The organism is Williamsia serinedens, assembly GCF_024171725.1.
In the GTDB taxonomy this organism is placed as follows: domain Bacteria; phylum Actinomycetota; class Actinomycetes; order Mycobacteriales; family Mycobacteriaceae; genus Williamsia_A; species Williamsia_A serinedens.
In genome coordinates this window covers 21,376-42,012 of sequence record NZ_JAMTCG010000008.1, presented here as the reverse complement: position 1 = coordinate 42,012, position 20,637 = coordinate 21,376, and the positions used below count along the sequence as shown (strand labels likewise).

The following is a 20,637-nucleotide window of genomic DNA, read 5'->3' as shown; positions in this document are numbered from 1 at the left end:
CGCTCAGCCCTCCGGATCCGGGCGGTGACGGTCGAGCAGGCCCTGCGGGCCGGGGTCGTCCGCGGCGGCCCCGGTGAACGCGGTGATGTGTCCACCGAGCTCGGCGAACGCGCGTCCCGCGCCGGCGGTCGCCGTGTCGACGACGAGCTGTCCCAGTGCCTGCGGTGTCAACGACATCGCGTCCTCAGCGATGCGCAGGTCCACCAGCGCGCCGGTGCCGTCGACCACGACCGTCACGAGCTCGTCCTCGTCGCTGTGCTCGACACGGATCGCGGCGATGTTCTCCGACGTCGACTGCAGTCGGTCGAGCGCGCGTCGGGCGCTCGCCTCGATGTCGTCGAAGGAGATGGGGAACGACGGCGGCATGGGTGGCGCGTCGGGCAGGGGTGCCCGCGGCGGGAACCGTTGCTCGCTCATGCGCGCCTCATCCACGTGCTCGTGTCCTCGTCGTCGAAGAAGTCGTCGACCTCACGGTCGATGGCGGCGGCGTCCCGGTCGGAGGGGAGCTGCAGGTAGGACACCGCCTCGAGGGGATGGCCCTGGGCGAGCAGCTCGGCGCGATGCGCCGCGCCCGCCCGGGCGCCGGCCTGTCGGCAGAGGAGAAGGATCGTCCGGGCCATGCGCGTCGCCGAGCGATCCATCTCCGACGCCTCGATGTGGATCGCGGTCGGTAGCCCCTGCATGGTGGTGCGGACCTCGACCGACCCCGTCGGCGTCGACGCCCGGCCGACCGTGGGGAGTGCCACCTCGGTCTCGGGCGGGCCCGCCTCGTCTGCGGTGACCGTCGCGGTGTCCGCGTCCTCGTCGTCGTCCTCCCAGGGGTCGTCGTCGAAGTCGTCGGGGTCGATGTAGCGGCGCACGCAGTCATGATGGCACCCGCACGATCGTGCGGTCGCGCGGTGCGGGCGGCTGTCCACAGGGCAGGCGGGGCAGGTTCTCGCGAAATGGGTGGAACCGATCCTGGGCCGCTCGCGTCCAACGAAGTGAGGGATCCTGCGAGATGATGAAGATCCCTAATGATCGTGTGGAAGACCTGTCCGGCGTCGGATAGGCTGCCACCGAACCGCTCGTCGGACAGGCGTCCGACGTCCGAGAACAGACCTTGGGGGTCCACCACCATGACGAACCTGTCCGTCGAACCCGACGCGATCCGCACCTACGGCACCACCGTGTCGGCGGTCGGTGCGGCGATCGACAGTGCGAGCGCGATGGACCTCGCGGCGAACGTCGCCGTGATGGTGCCCGTGTTCGGACTCATCGGCCAGGACTTCCTCGCGAGCTTCGGTGGCGCGCAGTTCGCGAACGCCGTCTCCACCGCGGCGTTGGTGGCCGTGCACCAGGGCAGTGCCGCATCCGCGTTCGCCGCCGCCGAGAGCTACCAGGTCACTGACGGCGACACCCGCCACGCGTTGAACTCCGCGAGCGCACCGCTGTGACCGAGGGTGCGGGCCACGCGCCGGCACCCGGACACGGCCCCAGCGTCCCCGGCCCGGGTGGGCCGGGGCCGAGTGTGATGGACATGCTGGAGAGCAGCCCCGTCGCGCCGCTGCTCCACATGCCGGTGAGCGACATCCTCACCAAGCACCTCGGTCTGCCGCCGCTCCCGCCCATGCCGTCGATGCCGCCGCTCCCGGCCATGCCGCCGCTGCCCACCATCGACCTGGCGTCGCTGTTCAAGCCGTTGACCGACCTGCTGTCCGGGTTCGGGTCGGGGAACATGGCCGGCGCGCCGTTCGACCCGACGCAGCTGTTCGACGGGTTGCAGAAGGCGTTCGAGAGTGTTTTCGGCGTCCTGTCGCAGGCGATGTCCGCGGTGACGCCGTTCTGGGCCGGCGCCGGGGGTTCGGCGGCGATGGCGACCGGTGCCCAGGCCAACGTCAACAACGTCGAGACCGGCACCCAGAGCGGGGACATCTCGCGCATCGTCGCGACCGCGACGGCAAGCGTCGCGAAGGGTGTCGCCCTGCTGCAGGGTGTGATCGCGAGCTTCGCTGCGTCTCTCGTCCCGCTCATCCCGGCGGCCGTCACCCCGATCGGCCAGGCGGGCATCATCGCGTCCGCGACCACCCACCTCAGTGAAGGTCTGGCCGTCGTCGCCGAGACCCGCGCGGAGCTGACCGCGCACACCGCGAACATGACGATCTCCGGCCACCCGATCCCGATCACCGCGGCGCCGCAGGCCGCAGCCGCGGTCCCCGGCATGGCGTCGTCCGCGGTGCAGGCGGTCACCAGCCCCGTCCAGTCGATCATCGGCGCGGTCGGAGGCGTGGGCGGCGGTCTCGGCCGCGCGTCGTCGCTCGGCCGCGTGCCGGCCGGTGCCGAGACCCTCGCCGCCCGGGCCGGCGATGCCGCCGGTGGCCGCGCGGCCGGTGCCGGTGGCGTCGGCGGCGGCGGTGCGGGAGGCGTCGGAGCGGTCGGGGGCCTCGGTGGCGGTGGTGGGTCCACGCCGCCACTGGGCACACGCCCCGCCGAAGCGCCCGTCGCCCCCTCCTCGTCGCGGTCGGGCTCCACCTCTCAGGACGAGGTGGTCAACCGGACGTCTGCGACCAGCACCGGGACGGTCGGACCCGCGGGGATGCCGATGGGCGCCGCCGGTGCCGCTGGGGCGTCGGCCTCCAGCTCGTCGGCCCACACCGCCGACCGCGAGACGTCCGTCGACGCGCGCCACACCGACGAGGTCGTCGGCGAGAGCCCAGCTGCCTCGCCGTCGGTGCTCGGCGGTGTCGAACCGACCACAGCACAGTCCATCTGGGACAGCCCCGACGAACTCGACGGCTGACCGATCGTCACAGGAGGAGAACCGACCATGAGCGACATCGCCGTCGACCCCGCCCATCTGCAGAAGGCTGTCAGCCGTCTCGAGGCCATCGCCGCCGAACTCGAGCGCACGGTGAGCGCCCACGGCGACGAGCTGCGTACGGCCCCTGCCGGTTCCGACGAGGTGTCGCGGGCCGCCGCGGCGTCGTTCACCGGCTCGGCCGACGCGTTCGACGCGGAGATCACCAAGGGGGTGGCCGGGATCCGTGACGTCGCGGCTGCGCTGCGTGACGGATCGACGACCATCGCCACGACCGACCAGACGGTCGCGAGCGACCTGTCCGGCATCTGAGCCGAGAGGCTCTGCACGACAACCTGATCGACGCGACCGAAGGGACGAACGACCATGGTGGGATTCACCGGGGTGCGGTGGGAGGTGCGGCCTGCCGAGCAGCTGAGCCGTCAGCTCTCGACCGGCGCCGGCGAACGCCCCATGTTCGAGGCCGCGATGGCCTGGGGGACGATCGCGTCCACGCTGCAGGAGCTGCAGCAGGAGTTCGCTGCGGTCCGCAAGATCGTCGACGAGGGCTGGACGGGCTCGACCCGCGCGGGAGTGCTCGACGCCGTCGACACGATGGCCACGTGGGTGCAGGCAGTCGCCGACGACGCCCGCGCCAACGCCAAGGCCGCTGAGCGACAGGCGATCGCGCACACCGTCGCCGTCGCCGCGATGCCCGACGCCGGGGTCATCGCCGCGGTCGGTCAGATGGAGGCGGCGCTCAAGGCCGTCGTCGCGCCTCCCTCGGCGCTGATCGCGGGTGGGATCGCTCGACTCGACGAGCAGGCGATGGGCATGAAGGCGCAGGCGTCGCGCGTGATGGAGACCTACGAGCAGGCGACGACCCCCGTCGCGAAGCCGTGGGAGTCGGCGCCCGCGCCGACGGGTCTCGTGCACGCCCCGGCCACCGCGGCCCAGCGTGATGCGGCGCAAGCGCGGCTGGCCGAACAGGATTCGGCCGCGGTCGCCGCCGCGCAGGGCGCGATGATGGCGATCGCCTCCCTGAGTGGAACCGGTCTGGGCCCACGTGCGTCCAATGAGTACACGACGCAGACCGCCCGTGCCGCACACCAGGGCGCGGTACCGGTCGCCGGTGAGGAGGTGACGGTGGTGGGACAGTCCGCGGAGGCGACCGTCGCCGGCTCCCCGGTCGTCGGCCCCGTCGCGCCGATGGCCTCCGCGTCCCACTCGGGCGCCACCCCCACGCCTGTCGTGGCCACGAACTATGATTCTGTACAGGACGCCGTCGCGGACGGACACGTGCCCGCGGCGCCGTCGGTCCTCGGGGTCGCCGAGCGGGAGGGAGCGTGATGGTCATCGACACCGACGTCGTCCACTCGTTCTCCCTGGTCGAGATGCTCACCCTCTGTGACCATCTCGGTCTGCAGACCATGCCGACGGTCCTCAGGATCGAGGAGACCGCCGACGACGGTCTCACCGTGTCGTCGCGGGCCGACGCCGTGGCGTCCCTGGTCGGGAGGGGTGTCATCGACGACGCCGGCCACGTCGATCTGCATGTGCGCGCGATTCTCACGGCGACCGCGAACCCCGACTGGCTGGTCGAGATGCGCCGCATCGACGTCACCCAGATCCTGCGTGTGTGTCTCGTCGCGTCCGGCGACCGTCGATTCTTCCTGTCCCGCAACGGCTCGCAGTTCGTGGCGCGGGAGGTCGTCGCCGGCGACGACGCCCGACTGCTGCGCTCCGAGGTCGGTGCGCTGATCGGCGAGACCGCAGGTGCGGTCGTCCCCGAGGTCCGGTACCCCAGCCACGTCCTCGACCGTGCCCTGCACGGGTGCATCGACGAGACCGATCACGCAGCCGCGTTCTTCGCGCTTGGACTGGCGGAGTCGGCCGCGCGCGTCCTGGCGGCCTCGCTCTGCGACTCGGTCGGTCAGACCGAGATCGTTGCCATGGCAGGTGATCCCGTGCGTCGGACGGTGATCGCGGTGTTCGACACCCAGCGGGGTCGGGTGCTCTCGGTCGCGACGCCGTCGGTGTCCGGCGAGCGGTGGACGTCCATCGCGCCGGGTGACGGCGGCCGCGTGGCCGCCGCGCTCCGGCAACTCGCACACACACTTCCCGGGGGCGTCTGATGACCGCCGGCTGGGATCGGCGGGGGAACCTCTCTCGTCACACCACAGGCGTCCGTGGATTCGGACACGACGAAGGAAGAGATTGATGGCACAGGGCACCAACATCGACACCGGGTCAGTCGACCAACTCCGGCAGAAGGCCGAGGCGCTCCAGGACCACATGCGTTCCGTGTTGCGGCAGACCGAGTCGGTCGTCCAGCAGGCCGGGCACGCCTCCATCTGGGCGGGCGACGCCTCGCGCGAGTTCCAGAACGTCAACGCGCGCTACCAGGCCGGGTCGACGAAGCTGCAGCAGACGATGCAGGAGGTGCTGCAGAGCGTGAACGCGGGCACAAAGAACTACTCCAGCACCGACACCGACGCCTCGGCGAGTCTGCGGAGCTCCGCGGGCGGCCTCAACCTCTCCTGATCCTTCCACCCCCCAGAAAGGCAGACACACCATGAGCGACGGCCTCATCGTCTACAACACCGCCCAGCTGACCGGGCTGCTCGAGGAGATCTCCTCGAAGATGAACCAGTTCAACCAGCTCAACAACGAGATGGAGGGCATCCGCCGCCAGATCGAGCAGAGCTGGGACCCGCAGTCCGAGGCGTCGGCCGCCTTCCGGACCGTGCACCAGAAGTGGACCAACGACGTCACCGAGATCCAGGGCGTCCTCGCGCAGATCATCCGCGCGGCGAGCGACGGCCAGGGCAACATGGCCGACACCGAGCGTGCGGTGGCCCGGACCTTCAACGCCTGAGCCACACCTCGGACCGCCACGACGGGCGGTGTGCCGAACCGGCGCACCGCCCGTCGTCGTCGGGTGACCTGGAGCGGTGCGGGGCCATCCGGTGAACGGTGTACGTCGGGTTCCGGTCCAACGTGCGAACGCGGGGCCGACGGAGTGGTTGTGGCACGCGTTACCGTGGTCACACCTGCAGCACAGGTCGGATCGATGAGCACGCGGCCATCTGGTCCGACGTCCGACGAACCGGGGGGGCGATGTCGGAGAAGAGACTTGGCTCGCTCACCGCCGAGCAGCACCACATCCTGTCCACGATCCCGGTGGACCGGCGTCCGCTCCAGTGGGCCATCTGCGTCGTGATCGTGCTGTTCGGTGTCGTCGGTCTGTCTGCCGTGTTCTCACCCGGCCTCATCACCACGACCGCCGGCCAGGTGACCACCCTCGTCTTCTGCGCGACCACGGTCCCGGTCGCCATCTGGTTCCGGACCATCGACCTCGACACGCTGTGGTGGTCACCCGACGATCCCTCCGTGCGATGGCGTGGGTTCGCCTTCCTCGCATGGGCGGACGTCGGCACCTCGGCGGTGCACGCGTCGGTCGACAACCCGTTGCTCGGGATCGTCGGGGCGCCGCTGTTCGCCCCCGTGTGCGCGTTCGGAGCCTTCTTCGGTACCCGGGCAGCGCTCGCCTTTCACACCGTGTGGATCAACGGCTATCTGGTGGTGATGGCCGTGCGCCTCGTCGAGTCCGATCTCGTGCCAAGCAGACTGGCGGCCGTCGGCGCGGCGGGGTGCGGCATCATCGGCCTCAACGCGACCACCCTGCTGTTGGCGGTGTTCTCCGGGCACATCAAGAACGGACTGCGCGCCCAACGGAGTGAGACCGACACCGACCCGCTGACGGGACTGTGGAACCGACGGGGATTCGACTACCACGCAGCGCGTCTGGTCGAGACCACCTCCGACGACGCGCCGATCTCCGTGCTGCTGGTCGACATCGACCGCTACAAGGAGTTCAACGACACCCACGGCCACCACCGTGGCGACCTCGCCCTCCGCGAGGTGGCCGGTGTGCTGAGCCGTTTCGGCGACACGTCCGTCGTCGGGCGTCTCGGCGGTGACGAGTTCGGCATCGTCTCGGTGTCCGCGCGACCGACCCTCGCCGACGAGGTGTGCGGCGCGGTCCGCGCCGCCGCCATCGCCGGGCTCACCGTGAGCGTCTGGGGCACCACCCTGCGACGCGGGGGCGTCGACGACCTGCAGGTCGCCCTGGTCATCGCCGACACCGCGCTCTACGTCGCCAAGCGCGACGGCGGCGGACGCTCACACCAGATCGCGAGCGCGACGGCCCTCGGCGACCTCTGAGGCGGCGGTCATCCGCGCCCGGCCGGGCCGGATCGGCGCGACGTCAGTCGGCGAGATACCCAATCTCGGGATCGATCTCGTCGAGGAACTCACGGATCGAGCGTCGGTGGTCGGCGATGCTCGGCAGCGGAACCGGGAGCGGCGCCGGTGGCAGTCCGGACTCGGTCTTCCAGGCCACTCGCGTGGCCCCAGAACTGAACCCGTAGCCGGAGTTCGGCCCTGGCACCCAGGTGCAGTGGGAACCGCCGCCCGCCTGCACCTCGAGCAGGAACAGCTCGCCGTCGACGACCAGCTCGACCGGCCCGTCGTCCGCGGAGGGTCGCCACTCGTCCGGGTAAGTGTCCGGTCTCATGGTGGATCTCCTCTCTGATGGCGGTGGTGCGTGACGACCATGCCGGGCGGCGTCGGCAGCACGCAAGAGAATTCCGTCGCTCCCACCGCGGCGGACGCCTACCGTTCCCGGGATGGACGTCGTCGCCTCCCGGCTGAACAGCCTTCCGCCGCCCGCGTGGGTGGTCTTCGACGATCTCGCGGATCCATTGCAGCACAACGGCCGCCCATGGTTGATGTTGCTCGACGGGGAGACGATCCCGACCACCCTGGTGGCAGAACGGCCGACGCTCGTCGTGTGGTCGTCGCTCTGGGCGAGCCGCCCCGACGCGCGGATCCGTTTCGATCTGGAGGGGCCGATGGACGCCTCTGTGCGGTGGACCCTGATGGTCGACCCGCCGATCCCGGGCGATGAGGAGATGCGCCGGATGGGCACGCGGATCGGCGATCTCGTGTTCGCGAACCTGCGGTACACCTACGGGCAGTGATGCCCACGCGACCTCACTCGCCGTCGAGCGAGTGGCGGCTCCGGCGGTCCGGGTACGCCGGTGGGACGCCGGCCGGCGACGGCATCGGAGGACGATCGTCGACACCCCGGTCGGGCCGGGCGACGCCGGCAGGTGTGGGTTGCTGTGGCCGACGCACCGGCCGACCCCCGTCGATCAGTGAGCCCTCCGCGGGCAGGGCGACAAGGGTCGCGGCGCAGGTCTCGGTGCGGGTCACGACGTAGGCGCGCGTCTGGTCGCGGTTGTCCTGGTAGATGGCCACGTCCGACGTCTCGTCGAGACGCTCCGGGATCCCGGCGGTGCGGTGGACCCGCAGCTGTGTCCCGACGGTCGAGTCCTCGGTCGCCTCGCGCGCGTCGAGGATGCAGAGCGTGTAGTGGGCGACGGTGTGTCGCTGCTCGATCGGCGACGAGAACATGAACAGGGTGCGCGGGTCGTTCACGTTCGCCACCAGCGGCGCCCAGGCGTCGGGTCGGTCGGTGCGGATGACGACCCGCGCGCCGACGGCGATGGCCCGCACCACGATCTGCTGCGCCAGGAACGCCGAGCCGTACACGTCGACGCGGCGGACGTCGGACCCGAACAGCGGGATCGCCAGCGCCTCGCCGTCCACGTTGGCGCCGAACAACTGCCCGTGTCCTCCGTCGACGACACGGATCCCGTCGAGGGTCGCGAGGTCGAGGACGTCACGGGGAAGTGCGGCGATGTCGTCGCGACCGATCGGCAGGGTCCTGTTCAGCGCTGCGCGCTGCCGACCGTCGAGACGACGCAGCTCGGGCGGCGGCGTCCGCGAGAGCTCACCGACCGCGGCGAAGCGGACGACGGTGGAGACCTCGAAATCACCTCCCGCCCTGCGCAACCGGGTGGCGCACGTCGTCGACAGGCTCGGCGTCATCCAGACCGCCGTGCCCAAATCCTCGTCGATGGTCCGGGTCAGCGCGTAGGAGGTCGTGGAGTACGAGCCGTCGGCGATCGACGTCCAGCCCTCCGCGGCGTCCTCCACGCGGGCGTGATCGACCAGTTGTGCAGCCATCGCGGTGATCCCGGCCGCGGACAGGATCGATGGGCGGTACCCCTCGTGGGCGAGATGGTTGGCCACGCGCCGGGTCGCGGTGATGGCTGTGCGCAGCACGCCGGTCGGCCCGCCACCGCGTGCCTCGATGGCGTCCGGACACAGCAGCGGGTCGAGACGGAGGACCACCCAGACGTCCTGCTGCGGCACGGTCGGGAGGTTGGCGGTCAGGGTGGAGTAGGGGCCGGTGAGGTGCGCGGCCGCGCGCGATCGCCACCCGTGCGCGACGACGTCGATCGACTCCAGCTCGATGTCGAACTGCGACAACGCCCGTGCCACGACACCCAGCGAGAGGCCCGAGTTCGCCACGATGGAGTTCGTCGGGACGAGCGCGGTCGGGGCCACCGGGCGGGCGATCCGGATGACGGTGATGAGACGGTCGTCGGCCCACCGGGCGCCGATGCCCGTGCCGTCGGGCTGGGGGAGATCGAAGGGGATGGGCGGGTCGTCGGCGGTCCGGGTCACCCGACGGAGATACGCGAGCCGGCGGGCGACCCGGCCGTAGACCGAGATGTCCGACGGTGCACGGACGGCGAGGGCGGCACCGATGACACCCACGACGACGGTGACGGCGACGGCGACCGGGAGCCCCACACCGACGGCCCGCAGGACGGCGAAGACGGCGACGGCGACCACCTCGGCCGCGATGACCGACCACAGGGGCAGCACCCGCACCGGAGCCGATGTGCGGGCCCAGGAGCCGGGCCGGGTCGGGTGCGCCACGTCGGTTACCTTAGCAACGGTTCTGTACAGCTGAATGGCTGCCGCGGGTCGCGGCGACGGCGTCGGCGGCGGCCGGGCCGGGTCGCGAGCGCACGGGTGGACGGGGGCAGGTGATGGCACAGCGGACGACGAAGTCGCAGGTCAGCGGCTACCGTTTCCTGCTGCGGCGGTTGGAGCACGCTCTGGTCCGCCGCGACGTCCGCATGATCCACGACCCGATGAGCGGTCACGTGAAGTCGCTGATCGCGGGACTGGTGCTCACCCTGGTGGTCGTGGGTGGTGCCGTCGCGGTCAGCATCTTCAAGCCCCAGGGGTCGGTCGGCGACTCGACGATCGTGATGAGCAAGCAGTCGGGGCAGCTCTACGTCATCGTCGACGGACGCCTGCACCCGGCGTTGAACCTCGCCTCCGCACGGCTGGTGGCGGGCAAGGCGGAGAAGCCGAACTCCGTCAGCGACTCCGTGCTGAAGGACTACCCGCGGGGATCGCAGATCGGCATCCCGGGTGCGCCGAGCGATCTGTCCGCGACGGGCGGCCCCGGCCTGTCGGTGTGGTCGGTGTGCGACCGCCTCGACGAGCCCCGCGACCCCGACGGCGCGCCGACGGTCGGTGTGGTGGCCGGGACGCCGGCTCCCGGGACGGGGGCACGTGCGCTCCGCGCGTCGGACGCGCTGTACGTGCGCAACGGGGACCAGTACTTCGTGATCTACCGCGGCACCCGGGCACAGATCGACCCCGACGACCTCGTCGTCCGGCAGGCGCTCGGACTGCAGTCGGTAGCGGCGCGGTCGGTGAGTCCGGCTCTGCTGGACGCCATCCCAGCGTCACGGGCGATCGTGGCGCCCCGGATACCCGGGGCGGGCGACGCATCCCGGTTCGCGCTGGACGGTGCCCGTGTCGGCTCGATCCTGCGGGTGTCCAGTCTCGACACGGGTGCAGGACAACAGGATCAGCTGTACGTGCTGCTGGCGTCAGGCGTGCAGAAGGTCTCCCCGTTCGTCGCCGACCTGATCCGTGCCGCCACCCCCACCAGCGGGCAGCCGCTCACGGTGAGCCCCGGCGCGCTCACCTCCATCCCGCCGGTCTCCCCGCTCGACGTGGATGGGTACCCGGACACCGCGCCCGACGAGGTCGACGGCACCGGGCAGAAGGCGCTGTGTTTCCAGTGGCGCAAGGACGGTGACGCGCAGGCGTCGACGACGGTCGCCCTCGAACCCGACTTCCCCGTCGCGAACGCCAAGGCGTTGCTGCCGACGGTGGGTGCGCGCACCGACGGCCTCGGCGCCGACGTCACCTACGTGCCGCCGGGGACCAACTACTTCGTCCGCACCACGGGCAGCGATCCCGGCAGCACGCGTGCGGCCTCGGACTTCCTGGTGGCGGACACGGGGGTCCGGTACGGGGTCCCCGATGCCTCGGCCGTCGCCCTGGGGATGCCGACGCCGCTCGCGGCCCCGTACCCCATCGTCAAGCTGATGCCTCCGGGGCCGGCCCTGGCCCGCAACTCCGCACTTGTCGAACGCTCGGACGTCGCTCCCGACGCAGGGTCCTGAGGGCGGGTCGCGTCTACAGATCGAACGACGCGTGCATCTCCCAGAAGAGGATCTCCGCGTCGTCGGTGGCGGTCACCAGCAGTTCGCCCGCGTCGGTGGTGCGGACCGCGTCGCCGGTGTCGAGCTGTCCGGTCCCGTCGAGCACGACCGCACCGCGCGCGACGAACAGGTGACCGAACGGTGCGGCGGGCAGCGTCACGCTCTGAACGGCACGGGGCCGGGCCGCGTGCAATGCGACGAAGCGGTTGCCGATGTCGAGTGCCGAGCTGTCCCGGTGTGCGGCCCGACCCGACACCACGGGGATCAGTGCCCCGTCGGCGAGCTCGGCGGTGAAGTCGTGTTCGGCGTAGGACGGGTCACGGCCGTCGGCGTCAGGCGGCAGCCACATCTGCACGACATGCGCGGCGACGTCCTCCGCCCGCGTGGACGCGTTCCGTTCGGAGTGTGTGATCCCTCGGCCTGCCGACATCCGCTGGATGAGGCCGGGCGTGAGGACTCCGTGGTTGCCCTTCGAGTCGCGGTGTTCCACCGCCCCGTCGAGCACCCAGGTGACGATCTCGACGTTCTCGTGCCGGTGGGTGTCGAACCCCGCGCCGGTGTCGACGACGTCGTCGTTGTGGACCATCAACACCCCGTGGGCGTTGGCGGCGAGATCGAAGTTGCCCGTGGCGGGGAACGACTGCGCGGAGGTCACCGCCCCGTCGGTCCAGTGGTGCCGATCCCGGTCGCGGATCACCTCGATCCTCACGTGTTCTCACCGTGCCTGCGACGCACCGTGTTCACGACGCGGTTGAGCATCGTCGCGAGACGCGCGGCGTCGACACCCATCGCGACACCCGGCTCGTCGACGACCACCATGTAGCGGCCGTCGTCGACGATGTCGCGGAAGCGGACCTCGACGCTTGTCGGGCGGTGACCGTCGACGGTGGAACCCACCTGGATGCGCAGCGACCCGCAGGTCGCCGGGTCGTCCCGGGCGAAGGCGGACGCCGCCGACGGGTACGTCGGCTCCTCCACGACGACGATGCTGCTCGTGTCGACACCGGGCAACCGTCGGAAGGCCACGTCGGTGTCGGTCGGGAGGGAGCCCGCGCCCGACGAGCAGGGCAGCAGTGCGACGAGGTCGCGCGTCCAGTCGGCCGCGGTGTGTCGGGTCATCGACACCGGCCCACCGAGACTCACAGACCCCACGAGTTCTTGGCGCGCGATCACCACCGTCGTCATGTCCCGGGTCGCCGACACGAGACGGAGGTGGTGGCCGGGGTCGTCGAACGGCTTCCGCGCGTCGAGGCTCGTCACCCCGATCGTGACGAGCGGTCGCGTCAGGACGTCGATCGCGTCGCGTCGGGGTCCGTTCAGCTCGGCGAGCCGTGGCCCGGGGGAGTCGTCACCCAGCCTCGCGAGATCGGCGTCCGCAGCGGCGAACTCGGGCGGGAAGTCCACGCCGTCGGCGTCAGCCCACAGCCGGCCGAGGTGCAGCGTGCGCAGCGTCCACGCATCGCTCGCGGCCATCAGTAGTCGATGCCCTCGCGCAATCGGCGTCGCTCGCCCGTCCGTCGTCGCATCAGCGTCCAGGAGAGCACTGCGAGGAGGCCGGCACCGGCAGCCACCCCGATGGCGACGTAGCGGGGAACGGCGCCCGGGCCGGGTGACGCCGGCGCAGGGCGGAGCGGCTCGGCGGCGAAGACGTTGCGCGAGTCGCCCGTTCGCGGGTCGGCGGGATCGGCGCCGGACGGGAGGGAGTCGGGGGTCGTCGTGGTCAGCGCGGCCACCGGGTCGATGAGGCCGTACCCGACCGTGCCGTCGCGACCGTCGGCGGGATGGTGCGCGGTCCGCGTGATGCGGTTGATGACCTGCCCGGCGGTCAGCTGCGGGAACCGGGACCGGATCAGCGCCGCGAGGCCGGAGACCAATGGTGCGGCGAAGCTGGTACCACTCAGAGGATCGGTTCCCTGGTCGGTCTTCCGCCCGTCGATGATCGCTGGGTTCACCGCCGTGTTCAGCGACTCCATGTCCCGCCCCGGCGCCGCCACGGTCACCCACGGCCCGGCGAGCGAGAAGTTCGCGGGCACTCCGTCGTCCTCGACGGCACCGACACTGAGGACGTAGGGGGTGAACCAGGCCGGCGACGCCTTGGTGGTCACCGACGCCCACGGGTCCGGGTCGCGGCCGCCCTGGGCCGCCGCGGTGTTCTGGGCGCAGGCACCGCCGCTCCCGCTCGACGTGTTGTCCGCGGCCGCGACGACGACGACGTTCCGGTCGTAGGCGAACCGCACCGCGGCACCGAGAGCGCGGTCCCCGAGGTCGCTGCCGGCCGGACCGCACGCGGAGACCGAGATGTTGATGACGGTGGCACCCAGGTTCACCGCGCGCACGACGGCCCGCGCGAGGGTGGTCACATCTCCCGCTCCCTGCGAGGCACCCTCGGGCAGGACCGGCGCCGACGACGACTCCTGGCGGGAATCCGCGGGGCCGTAGTTCGCCGACGACTGACGGATGGCGATGATCGTGGCGTCGGGTGCGACGCCCGCGAACCCGTCGTCGGCCGACTGCTTCGCGGCGATGAGGCCGGCGACCTGGGTGCCGTGCCCGTCGCAGTCCCGCGTCCCGTCGCCGGACGAGACGTAGTCGCCGCCGGGGACGACCGCGAGCCGGGGATGCCGGAAGACGCCGGTGTCGATGACGGCCACGCGCTGGCCCGCTCCGCGGGAGAACTCCCACGCCCGGTCGATGTCGAGGGCCTGCAGGCTCGCCGGTCGCGCGATGTGGTCGGCCTTGGTGGTGACCAGCTCCGAGCACAGCGAGGTCTGACGGGTCGGCGCCGACGGTGCGACGGGGCCGTCGGACGGGACCGGGCCCGAGATCGTCGGGGGCGTCAGCGCCTGCGCGACACCGACGGTCGCGGTCCCGGCGAGGGGCAGGGCCGCGGTGGCCGTCACACCGATGGCCGCGGCCAGGCCGACGCGCACGAGTGCACTCAGCCCTCGTCGAGCAGACCCACCCCTCACCACGCGCCGCGGGCGAAGGAGTATAGGCCGATGACCCACGCCGCGATGGGCACCGTCGCGGTGATCACGAGGTACTCGAGGATCTCGCCGATCCGTCGCATCACGGGGGAGAACTCCATCGACGGGGTGATCACGCCGAAGGCGAACGACGCCGCCGACACCACCAGCACAAGACCGACCGCGAGGATCACCCACACCGAGCCGGCGACCGACTGCGCCGCGACGACACCCAGCAGACCCGCGGCACCGAGCCCGATCATCCCCGCGGCCTGCACCAGATCGCTGTGCGAGCGCCCACGCAACACCACCGCGGCGGCGACCAGGACCCCGAGCAGCAAGGATTTCCAGTCCACGTCGGGACGCGGCACGGCGACGATCACCGCGCTGGTCACCGCGACGGCCGCGGCCCCGAGCATGAGCCCGGACATGTGCGCGTTCGCGGCCTTCGCCCGCAACTCCAGCGCAGCCGTCTCCGGCAGCGCCACCGCACCGATCGCCGCCACGCCGGCGTTGATGTTCTGGGCCTCCGGCGGATCGATGTCGTCCAGAGACGCGCCCGCGGAGGGGACCGTCGGGACGGGCAGCCGCACGAGCAGGATCGTCAGCCGCGGGGCGACGAGAGCGACGAGCAGCGCGACGACCGCCAGCACCGCGGCGGTGTGCTGGACCGGCGCGCCGACGAGCACCTGTCCCAGCGCACCCAGCGCGACGAGCGTCGCGACCGTGATGAGCGCGAGGTGGGTGAAGGGTTCACCCGCGGTGACGCGGAGTGCCAGCACCCCCACCAACACCGCGACGCCCGCGCCGAGCACCGCGTTCGCGGAGTGGTCGGCGGCGGGCAGGGACGCGAAGCACCCGACGAAGACGGCCAGCGCCGACGCGACCGTCAGCGCCGCCCCGACGACACGATCACCGGTCGAGCGCACGACGACGTCGGCGACGAAGAAGACGACGAACGCTGCGAACGCGACGCCTCCGAGGTCGTAGCGGTGCCCGGACCACGACGCGACGACGGTGAGCACCGCCGACACGGTGACCGCGACGAGGAAGGCGATGACCCCCACCCACCGCGCGGCGGTCGTCGACCACGACCGGAACTCGCGGCGGGTGATCCCGGCGACCGCGTCGATCACGTCGTCGTAGACGGTGGGCAGTTCGGCGGTGCCCTCCGACCGCAGGACCAGCAGGTCGCCGTCGTGGATCCCCGACTCGGTGAGGGTGCGGGTCTCGTCGAGGACGGGCTGACCCACCCGGCCGAGCGTCCACCGCACCGCGAGGTCGTCGGGGACCCGCTCGGGTTCACCGAACTGGTTGCGCAGCAGCAGGCCGGCGAGTTCGGGGACGAGGGAGGCGACGGGGACGTCGGCGGGGAGCGCGACGTCGACCTGGGTGCGACCGCTCAACACCGAGACCCGGCAGAGCGCCGGGTCGGTCCGTCGCGGGGCGGCGTCGCGGACGGCCGGGTTCGCGGCGAGTGGTCCGGCCGACATGGCCGCGCCGACGGTGGGACTGCCCGGCATCGGTCCCGGCCCGGGCGGGTAGGTCGTCATCGGCAGCCAGCGCCTCCCTGTCAGCTGTGCGAGAACGTACGATAGCCGACGCAATGATCCGGGGCAGTGGGGAGGGCGCGTCATGACCACCGAGGGATTCGTGCGTCGGGCGCGGGCCCCGCGCCCCCGACTCCCCGGCGGCGAGATGGCGGTCCAGGCCCCGCCGGAGATCCCCCGCGCGGTCCCCGCGAGCATCATGATCCGGCTGTTGCCGGTGGTGATGGTGGTCGCGATGGTCGGGATGATGGCGCTGTTCTTCACCGCCGGGTCGTCGGCGCTGCGCAACCCCGTCACCCTGCTCTTCCCGATGATGATGCTGATGTCGATGGTCGGCATGTTCGCGACCAGCGGCGGCCGCGGCGGTGGTCCTCGGGCGGCCGAGCTGAACGAGGAGCGCAAGGACTACCTGCGGTATCTGGGCCGCCTGCGCAAGGACGTCGACGAGACCGCGCACGACCAGCTCCGCGCGCTGTCGTGGTCGCACCCCGCGGTCGGGTCGTTGCTGCCGGCCGTCGGGTCACGGCGCATGTGGGAGAGGCGGTCTGACGACACCGACTTCGCGCACGTGCGGCTCGGGATCGGGGCACAGCGGCTCGCGACGCGGCTCGCCCGCCCCGAGACCGGCCCGCTGGAGGACCTCGAGCCGGTGTCGGTGATGGCGCTGCGACGGTTCATCCGCATGCACGCCGTCGTCCGCGGGTTGCCCACCGCGATCTCCCTGCGCGCGTTCCCGGCGGTCACGATCGAGGGGATCACCGACGAGGTGAACGCCCTGGCGCGGTCGATGATCCTGCAGCTGTGCACCTTCCACGGCCCGGACCTGGTCCGGGTGGCGATCGTGTGCGCCGACCCGGAGACCACGGAGTGGTCCTGGGCGAAGTGGTTGCCGCACCTGCAGCACCCCACCCGACGCGACGGCGCGGGCCCTGCGCGGATGCTCTACCACTCGCTGCGAGAGTTCGAGGAGGACCACGATCCAGAGCTGACGGAACGACCCCGGTTCTCCCGCAACGCATCCCCGACCGACGGCCGTGTCCAGTGGCTAGTCGTGCTCGCCGGGGGCTACGTCAACGGCGACGAGCGGTCCATCAACGACGGCGGCCTCGACTCGGTCACCGTCCTCGGACTCGCGGACAACCCGCTGACCCTCGCCGCGCGTCGCGGCACGCAGCTGCTGCTGGACAAGGGTGTCCTCGGTGCGCGGTCGGCGTTCGGTGTGGAGAACTTCGCCGCGGCCGACCAGGCGTCCGTGGAGACCGCCGAGGCCGTCGCCCGGCGCATGGCGCGGTACTCGCTGGCCACGGCCGCGCAACTGATCAACCTCGACGCGGAGACCGGCCCCCGCGATCCCGGTCTGATGCGGCTCCTCGGGATCCCCGACGCCGGCAACGTCGATCCCGACCGTGTCTGGCGTCCCCGGACCCCGCGCGATCGGTTGCGCGTCCCCGTCGGCGTCACCGAGAGCGGTCAGCCGCTCGAGATCGACATCAAGGAGGCGGCCGAGAACGGCATGGGGCCGCACGGGCTGTGCATCGGCGCAACGGGTTCCGGCAAGTCCGAGTTCCTGCGGACCCTCGTGCTGTCCATGGTGACCACCCACGCCCCCGAGGCCCTCAACCTCGTCCTCGTCGACTTCAAGGGCGGTGCGACGTTCCTCGGTCTCGACGGCCTGCCGCACGTGGCCGCGGTCATCACCAACCTCGAGGACGAACTCGCGATGGTCGACCGCATGCGTGACGCGCTCGCCGGTGAGATGAACCGTCGACAGGAACTGCTGCGGTCGGCGGGCAACTTCGCCAACGTCGCCGACTACGAGCGGGCGCGCATGAACGGCGCCGCGCTGGACCCCCTGCCCGCGCTGTTCATCGTCGTCGACGAGTTCTCCGAGCTGTTGTCGCAGAAGCCGGACTTCGCCGAGCTGTTCGTGATGATCGGCCGTCTGGGGCGCTCGCTGCAGATGCACCTGCTGCTCGCCTCGCAGCGACTCGAGGAGGGCAAGCTCCGCGGCCTCGACTCGCACCTGTCCTACCGGATCGGTCTGAAGACGTTCTCCGCCAGCGAATCCCGTGCGGTGCTCGGTGTCCCCGACGCCTACCACCTGCCGGCGGTCCCCGGGTCGGCCTACCTCAAGTGCGACTCGTCGGAGCCGGTCCGGTTCAACGCCTCCTACGTGTCCGGGCCCTATGTCCCGTCGACGACGACCCACCGCACCGGCGACGTCACCGGGCGGTCGGGGCCTGCGGTGCCCATCCGGTTCTTCACCGCCACCGAGGTCCCCGACGTGCGTCCTGCCGCCGATCAGATCGTCGACGTGCTCCCCGAGCCGACCGTCGACGACCCGGTGATGCGCGACGGCCGCGCCGTCACGGTCCTCGACACGGTGGTCGCGCAGCTCGAGGGCCACGGCCGCGCCGCGCACGAGGTGTGGCTCCCGCCGCTCGACGAGTCCCCGTCCGTCGACGCGCTGCTGCCGGTCCGTGACTGGCGGTCGACGGCGTCGTCGTCGGTGTCGGCACTGCGCTTCCCCGTCGGCATCGTCGACCGTCCGTACGACCAGCGTCGGGACGTGCTTACCCTCGACCTCGCGGGCGCCCAGGGTCACGCCGCGGTGATCGGCGGACCGCAGTCGGGTAAGTCGACGACCCTGCGGACGCTGATCCTCTCCGCCGCCGTCACACACAGCCCCGAGCAGGTCCAGTTCTACTGCCTCGACTTCGGCGGCGGCACCCTCGCGGGCCTCGCCGGGCTGCCCCACGTCGGCTCGGTCACGACCCGGCTGGAGGAGGATCGCGTCCGTCGGACCGTCGCCGAGGTGGTCACCGTCCTGCGCCGACGTGAGGCCCGGTTCCGCGACCTCGGCATCGACTCCATGCAGGAGTTCCGCCGCCGTCGCGCCGCGGGCGACCCGAGCGTGGCCGACGAGCGGTTCGGTGACGTCTTCCTGGTCGTCGACGGGTGGGCGACGATCCGGGCCGAGTACGAGGCCCTCGAGGACACGTTCTCCGCCCTCGCGGCGCAGGGTCTGTCCTACGGCATCCACCTCGTCGTGAGCGCGTCGCGGTGGATGGAGATCCGCCCGGTGGTCAAGGACCTCCTGGGCACCAGGATCGAACTGCGACTGGGCGATCCGGCCGACTCCGAGGTCGACCGCAAAGTCGCCGCGACGGTACCGATCGGGCGTCCGGGCCGCGGCCTGAGTCCCGACCGCCTGCACATGTTGATCGGCATCCCGCGGCTCGACGGCTCGACACGCACCGACGACCTGTCCGCGGGTGTCATCGGTGCGGTGTCCGCAGTGGCCGCGTTCTACCCCGATCAGAAGGCGCCGGCGGTCCGGATGCTGCCCGAACGTGTCGACCGGGACGACGTCGTCGCGCGGGCGTTCGGGCCCGGCGGACCGCGTCCGACGCAGGTGGCGATCGGCATCGACGAGGCCGAGCTCTCGCCGGTGGTACTCGACTTCGCGTCGCAGCCCCACTTCCTGGCCTTCGCCGACGTGGAGAGCGGGAAGACGACGCTGCTGCGGACCATCGTCCGTGGTCTCGTGGAGAACGGGCGTCCCGCCGACACGAAGATCCTGCTCGTCGACTACCGACGGTCGCTGTTGGGCGAGGTGTCGGGCAACCACCTGGCCGCCTACGCGACGTCGGCACAGCAGGCCGAGCCGCTCGTGCAGGAACTCGCCGGTGTCCTGGCCGGTCGCGTGCCCGGGCCGGACGTGACCGCGGCAGAGCTGCGGGACCGTTCGTGGTGGCAGGGACCGGAGATCTACGTCGTCGTCGACGACTACGACATGGTCGCCGTGGCGTCGGGGAACCCGTTGCTGCCGCTGGTCGACATGTTGTCGCAGGCGCGGGACATCGGTCTGCACCTCATCCTGGTGCGACGTAGTGGCGGTGCGTCGCGCTCGCTGTTCGACCCGGTGATCGGCCGACTCAAGGACCTCTCCGTCGACGGTCTCGTGATGAGCGCGGCCAAGGACGAGGGTGTGCTGCTGGGAACCACCAAGAGCGCACCCCGACCGCCCGGCCGCGGCGTCCTGGTCACCCGCGCGGGCGATCGCCTGATCCAGGTCGCCTGGTCGCCGCCGCTCGACTAGGCCGCGGTCAGCGTTCCTGTTCGCTGGGTCGGATCACGATCTCACCGACGGCCACGTGCTCGGGGCGGGTGACGATGTAGAGGATCGCGTCGGCGATGTCCTCGGCGACGAGCGGGTCGCCCTGCGTCGCGTCGGGCGCGTACTTCTCGCCGCCGGTGGTCATCTCGCTGCGCACGATCCCGGGCTCGACGAGACCGACGCGGACGTGCTTCGCGACGAGCTCGCGTCGGATGGCCTCGGAGAAGGCCGTCACGGCGTGCTTGGTCGCCGAGTAGACGTTGCTCTCCAGCGTCGGCACCCGTCGTCCGGCCAGCGAACTGACGGTGACGATGTCGGCGACGCCCCGTGTGTGGCCGACCGCCTGGGTCACCAGCGAGAGCGCCGCGTGGGTGGTGTTGAGGACGCCGGTGACGTTCACGTCGACCATCCGCTGCCAGTCGCCCAGGTCGGCCTCGAGCGCAGGTCCGTTCGCGAGGTAGCCGGCGTTGTTGACGAGGATGTCGATGCGACCGAACTCCTCGTCGACCGCCCGCATCACCTCGGTGACCGCGGACGCGTCTGTCACGTCGACCTGGTGAGACCTGGCCTGGCCGCCGTCGGATTCGATCGCGTCCACGACGGCGGCGAGTCGATCGCTGCGCCGGGCGAGCAGCACCACCGTCGAACCCTCGCGGGCCAACGCGTGTGCCGTCGCCTCACCGATCCCGCTCGACGCCCCGGTGATCACCGCGACCGTGCCGGCCAGTCGTCCCGTTGCCATGTCGTCCTCCCTCGACCGAAAACCTGCCGTGCA

20 protein-coding genes are annotated in these 20,637 nt (G+C 71.5%); 11 read left to right on the top strand and 9 right to left on the bottom strand.

Going from position 1 to position 20,637, the window contains the following annotated elements; translation table 11 throughout:
- Window positions 1-3 precede the first annotated feature (3 nt).
- Window positions 4-417, bottom strand: a complete 414-nt coding sequence (locus LX12_RS20110) for a YbaB/EbfC family nucleoid-associated protein (RefSeq protein ID WP_253656393.1) — start codon at window positions 415-417, stop codon at window positions 4-6.
- Window positions 414-860, bottom strand: coding sequence for a hypothetical protein (locus LX12_RS20105; RefSeq protein ID WP_253656392.1), 447 nt, complete (start codon window positions 858-860; stop codon window positions 414-416). Before LX12_RS20105 ends, LX12_RS20110 begins: the two co-directional genes overlap by 4 nt.
- Window positions 861-1,118: 258 nt before the next feature.
- Between LX12_RS20105 and LX12_RS20100 the strand changes: the two genes are divergently transcribed.
- The 8 genes from LX12_RS20100 (at window position 1,119) to LX12_RS20065 (ending at window position 7,003) form a co-directional block, all read left to right on the top strand.
- Window positions 1,119-1,436 carry a type VII secretion target gene (locus tag LX12_RS20100; RefSeq protein ID WP_253656391.1) on the top strand — a complete coding sequence of 106 codons (318 nt, stop codon included), beginning with the start codon at window positions 1,119-1,121 and terminating at the stop codon, window positions 1,434-1,436.
- Between the two features lie 83 nt (window positions 1,437-1,519).
- Window positions 1,520-2,779, top strand: a complete 1,260-nt coding sequence (locus LX12_RS20095) for a hypothetical protein (protein ID WP_253656390.1) — start codon at window positions 1,520-1,522, stop codon at window positions 2,777-2,779.
- 27 nt (window positions 2,780-2,806) lie between these two features.
- Complete coding sequence (locus LX12_RS20090) at window positions 2,807-3,109, top strand: PE domain-containing protein (protein WP_253656389.1); 303 nt, start codon at window positions 2,807-2,809, stop codon at window positions 3,107-3,109.
- A gap of 54 nt (window positions 3,110-3,163) precedes the next feature.
- The gene (locus LX12_RS20085; RefSeq protein WP_253656388.1) at window positions 3,164-4,126 is read left to right on the top strand and encodes a PPE domain-containing protein; all 963 of its coding nucleotides are present in this window, start codon (window positions 3,164-3,166) and stop codon (window positions 4,124-4,126) included.
- Window positions 4,126-4,911, top strand: coding sequence for an ESX secretion-associated protein EspG (locus LX12_RS20080; protein WP_253656387.1), 786 nt, complete (start codon window positions 4,126-4,128; stop codon window positions 4,909-4,911). Before LX12_RS20085 ends, LX12_RS20080 begins: the two co-directional genes overlap by 1 nt.
- A gap of 85 nt (window positions 4,912-4,996) precedes the next feature.
- Window positions 4,997-5,320 carry a WXG100 family type VII secretion target gene (locus tag LX12_RS20075; RefSeq protein WP_253656386.1) on the top strand — a complete coding sequence of 108 codons (324 nt, stop codon included), beginning with the start codon at window positions 4,997-4,999 and terminating at the stop codon, window positions 5,318-5,320.
- A gap of 31 nt (window positions 5,321-5,351) precedes the next feature.
- Window positions 5,352-5,654: a WXG100 family type VII secretion target gene (locus LX12_RS20070; protein WP_253656385.1), complete on the top strand. Its 303-nt coding sequence runs from the start codon at window positions 5,352-5,354 to the stop codon at window positions 5,652-5,654.
- A gap of 242 nt (window positions 5,655-5,896) precedes the next feature.
- Window positions 5,897-7,003, top strand: a complete 1,107-nt coding sequence (locus LX12_RS20065; protein ID WP_253656384.1) for a GGDEF domain-containing protein — start codon at window positions 5,897-5,899, stop codon at window positions 7,001-7,003.
- 43 nt (window positions 7,004-7,046) lie between these two features.
- Here LX12_RS20065 and LX12_RS20060 read toward each other — a convergent pair whose 3' ends face one another.
- Window positions 7,047-7,355 (bottom strand): hypothetical protein, encoded by a 309-nt coding sequence (locus tag LX12_RS20060; protein ID WP_253656383.1) that lies wholly within the window; start codon window positions 7,353-7,355, stop codon window positions 7,047-7,049.
- 112 nt (window positions 7,356-7,467) lie between these two features.
- Here LX12_RS20060 and LX12_RS20055 point away from each other — a divergent pair, with 112 nt between their 5' ends.
- Window positions 7,468-7,821, top strand: coding sequence for a hypothetical protein (locus tag LX12_RS20055; protein ID WP_253656382.1), 354 nt, complete (start codon window positions 7,468-7,470; stop codon window positions 7,819-7,821).
- Window positions 7,822-7,834: 13 nt separating this feature from the next.
- Here LX12_RS20055 and eccE read toward each other — a convergent pair whose 3' ends face one another.
- Window positions 7,835-9,634 (bottom strand): type VII secretion protein EccE, encoded by a 1,800-nt coding sequence (eccE, locus tag LX12_RS20050; protein WP_253656381.1) that lies wholly within the window; start codon window positions 9,632-9,634, stop codon window positions 7,835-7,837.
- Window positions 9,635-9,747: 113 nt separating this feature from the next.
- On the opposite strand from eccE, the gene eccB reads away from it, so the two are divergent.
- Window positions 9,748-11,187: a type VII secretion protein EccB gene (gene eccB, locus LX12_RS20045; RefSeq protein ID WP_253656380.1), complete on the top strand. Its 1,440-nt coding sequence runs from the start codon at window positions 9,748-9,750 to the stop codon at window positions 11,185-11,187.
- A 13-nt stretch (window positions 11,188-11,200) separates the two neighbouring features.
- Here the strand turns inward: eccB and LX12_RS20040 are convergent, their stop codons facing one another.
- From LX12_RS20040 to eccD, 4 genes are read right to left on the bottom strand one after another with little or no spacing between them, the layout of a single operon-like run.
- Window positions 11,201-11,935 (bottom strand): pirin family protein, encoded by a 735-nt coding sequence (locus LX12_RS20040; protein WP_253656379.1) that lies wholly within the window; start codon window positions 11,933-11,935, stop codon window positions 11,201-11,203.
- Window positions 11,932-12,699: a hypothetical protein gene (locus LX12_RS20035; RefSeq protein WP_253656378.1), complete on the bottom strand. Its 768-nt coding sequence runs from the start codon at window positions 12,697-12,699 to the stop codon at window positions 11,932-11,934. The genes LX12_RS20040 and LX12_RS20035 overlap by 4 nt, the downstream gene beginning before the upstream one ends.
- Entirely contained in the window at window positions 12,699-14,156 is a 1,458-nt protein-coding gene (gene mycP, locus LX12_RS20030; RefSeq protein WP_253656377.1) for a type VII secretion-associated serine protease mycosin, read from the bottom strand. Before mycP ends, LX12_RS20035 begins: the two co-directional genes overlap by 1 nt.
- A gap of 35 nt (window positions 14,157-14,191) precedes the next feature.
- Window positions 14,192-15,745, bottom strand: coding sequence for a type VII secretion integral membrane protein EccD (gene eccD, locus LX12_RS20025; RefSeq protein ID WP_253656376.1), 1,554 nt, complete (start codon window positions 15,743-15,745; stop codon window positions 14,192-14,194).
- 82 nt (window positions 15,746-15,827) lie between these two features.
- On the opposite strand from eccD, the gene eccCa reads away from it, so the two are divergent.
- Window positions 15,828-19,844 (top strand): type VII secretion protein EccCa, encoded by a 4,017-nt coding sequence (eccCa, locus tag LX12_RS20020; RefSeq protein ID WP_253656375.1) that lies wholly within the window; start codon window positions 15,828-15,830, stop codon window positions 19,842-19,844.
- A gap of 7 nt (window positions 19,845-19,851) precedes the next feature.
- Here the strand turns inward: eccCa and LX12_RS20015 are convergent, their stop codons facing one another.
- Window positions 19,852-20,604, bottom strand: a complete 753-nt coding sequence (locus LX12_RS20015; RefSeq protein WP_253656374.1) for an SDR family oxidoreductase — start codon at window positions 20,602-20,604, stop codon at window positions 19,852-19,854.
- Between the last annotated feature and the right edge of the window lie 33 nt (window positions 20,605-20,637).

Coding starts and splice junctions, on each gene's coding strand:
- LX12_RS20110 (WP_253656393.1), bottom strand. CDS start 417: ATGAGCGAGCAACGGTTCCCGCCGCGGGCACCCCTGCCCGACGCGCCA.
- LX12_RS20100 (WP_253656391.1), top strand. CDS start 1,119: ATGACGAACCTGTCCGTCGAACCCGACGCGATCCGCACCTACGGCACC.
- LX12_RS20095 (WP_253656390.1), top strand. CDS start 1,520: ATGCTGGAGAGCAGCCCCGTCGCGCCGCTGCTCCACATGCCGGTGAGC.
- LX12_RS20090 (WP_253656389.1), top strand. CDS start 2,807: ATGAGCGACATCGCCGTCGACCCCGCCCATCTGCAGAAGGCTGTCAGC.
- LX12_RS20085 (WP_253656388.1), top strand. CDS start 3,164: ATGGTGGGATTCACCGGGGTGCGGTGGGAGGTGCGGCCTGCCGAGCAG.
- LX12_RS20080 (WP_253656387.1), top strand. CDS start 4,126: ATGGTCATCGACACCGACGTCGTCCACTCGTTCTCCCTGGTCGAGATG.
- LX12_RS20075 (WP_253656386.1), top strand. CDS start 4,997: ATGGCACAGGGCACCAACATCGACACCGGGTCAGTCGACCAACTCCGG.
- LX12_RS20070 (WP_253656385.1), top strand. CDS start 5,352: ATGAGCGACGGCCTCATCGTCTACAACACCGCCCAGCTGACCGGGCTG.
- LX12_RS20065 (WP_253656384.1), top strand. CDS start 5,897: ATGTCGGAGAAGAGACTTGGCTCGCTCACCGCCGAGCAGCACCACATC.
- LX12_RS20060 (WP_253656383.1), bottom strand. CDS start 7,355: ATGAGACCGGACACTTACCCGGACGAGTGGCGACCCTCCGCGGACGAC.
- LX12_RS20055 (WP_253656382.1), top strand. CDS start 7,468: ATGGACGTCGTCGCCTCCCGGCTGAACAGCCTTCCGCCGCCCGCGTGG.
- eccB (WP_253656380.1), top strand. CDS start 9,748: ATGGCACAGCGGACGACGAAGTCGCAGGTCAGCGGCTACCGTTTCCTG.
- LX12_RS20035 (WP_253656378.1), bottom strand. CDS start 12,699: ATGGCCGCGAGCGATGCGTGGACGCTGCGCACGCTGCACCTCGGCCGG.
- eccD (WP_253656376.1), bottom strand. CDS start 15,745: ATGACGACCTACCCGCCCGGGCCGGGACCGATGCCGGGCAGTCCCACC.
- eccCa (WP_253656375.1), top strand. CDS start 15,828: ATGACCACCGAGGGATTCGTGCGTCGGGCGCGGGCCCCGCGCCCCCGA.
- LX12_RS20015 (WP_253656374.1), bottom strand. CDS start 20,604: ATGGCAACGGGACGACTGGCCGGCACGGTCGCGGTGATCACCGGGGCG.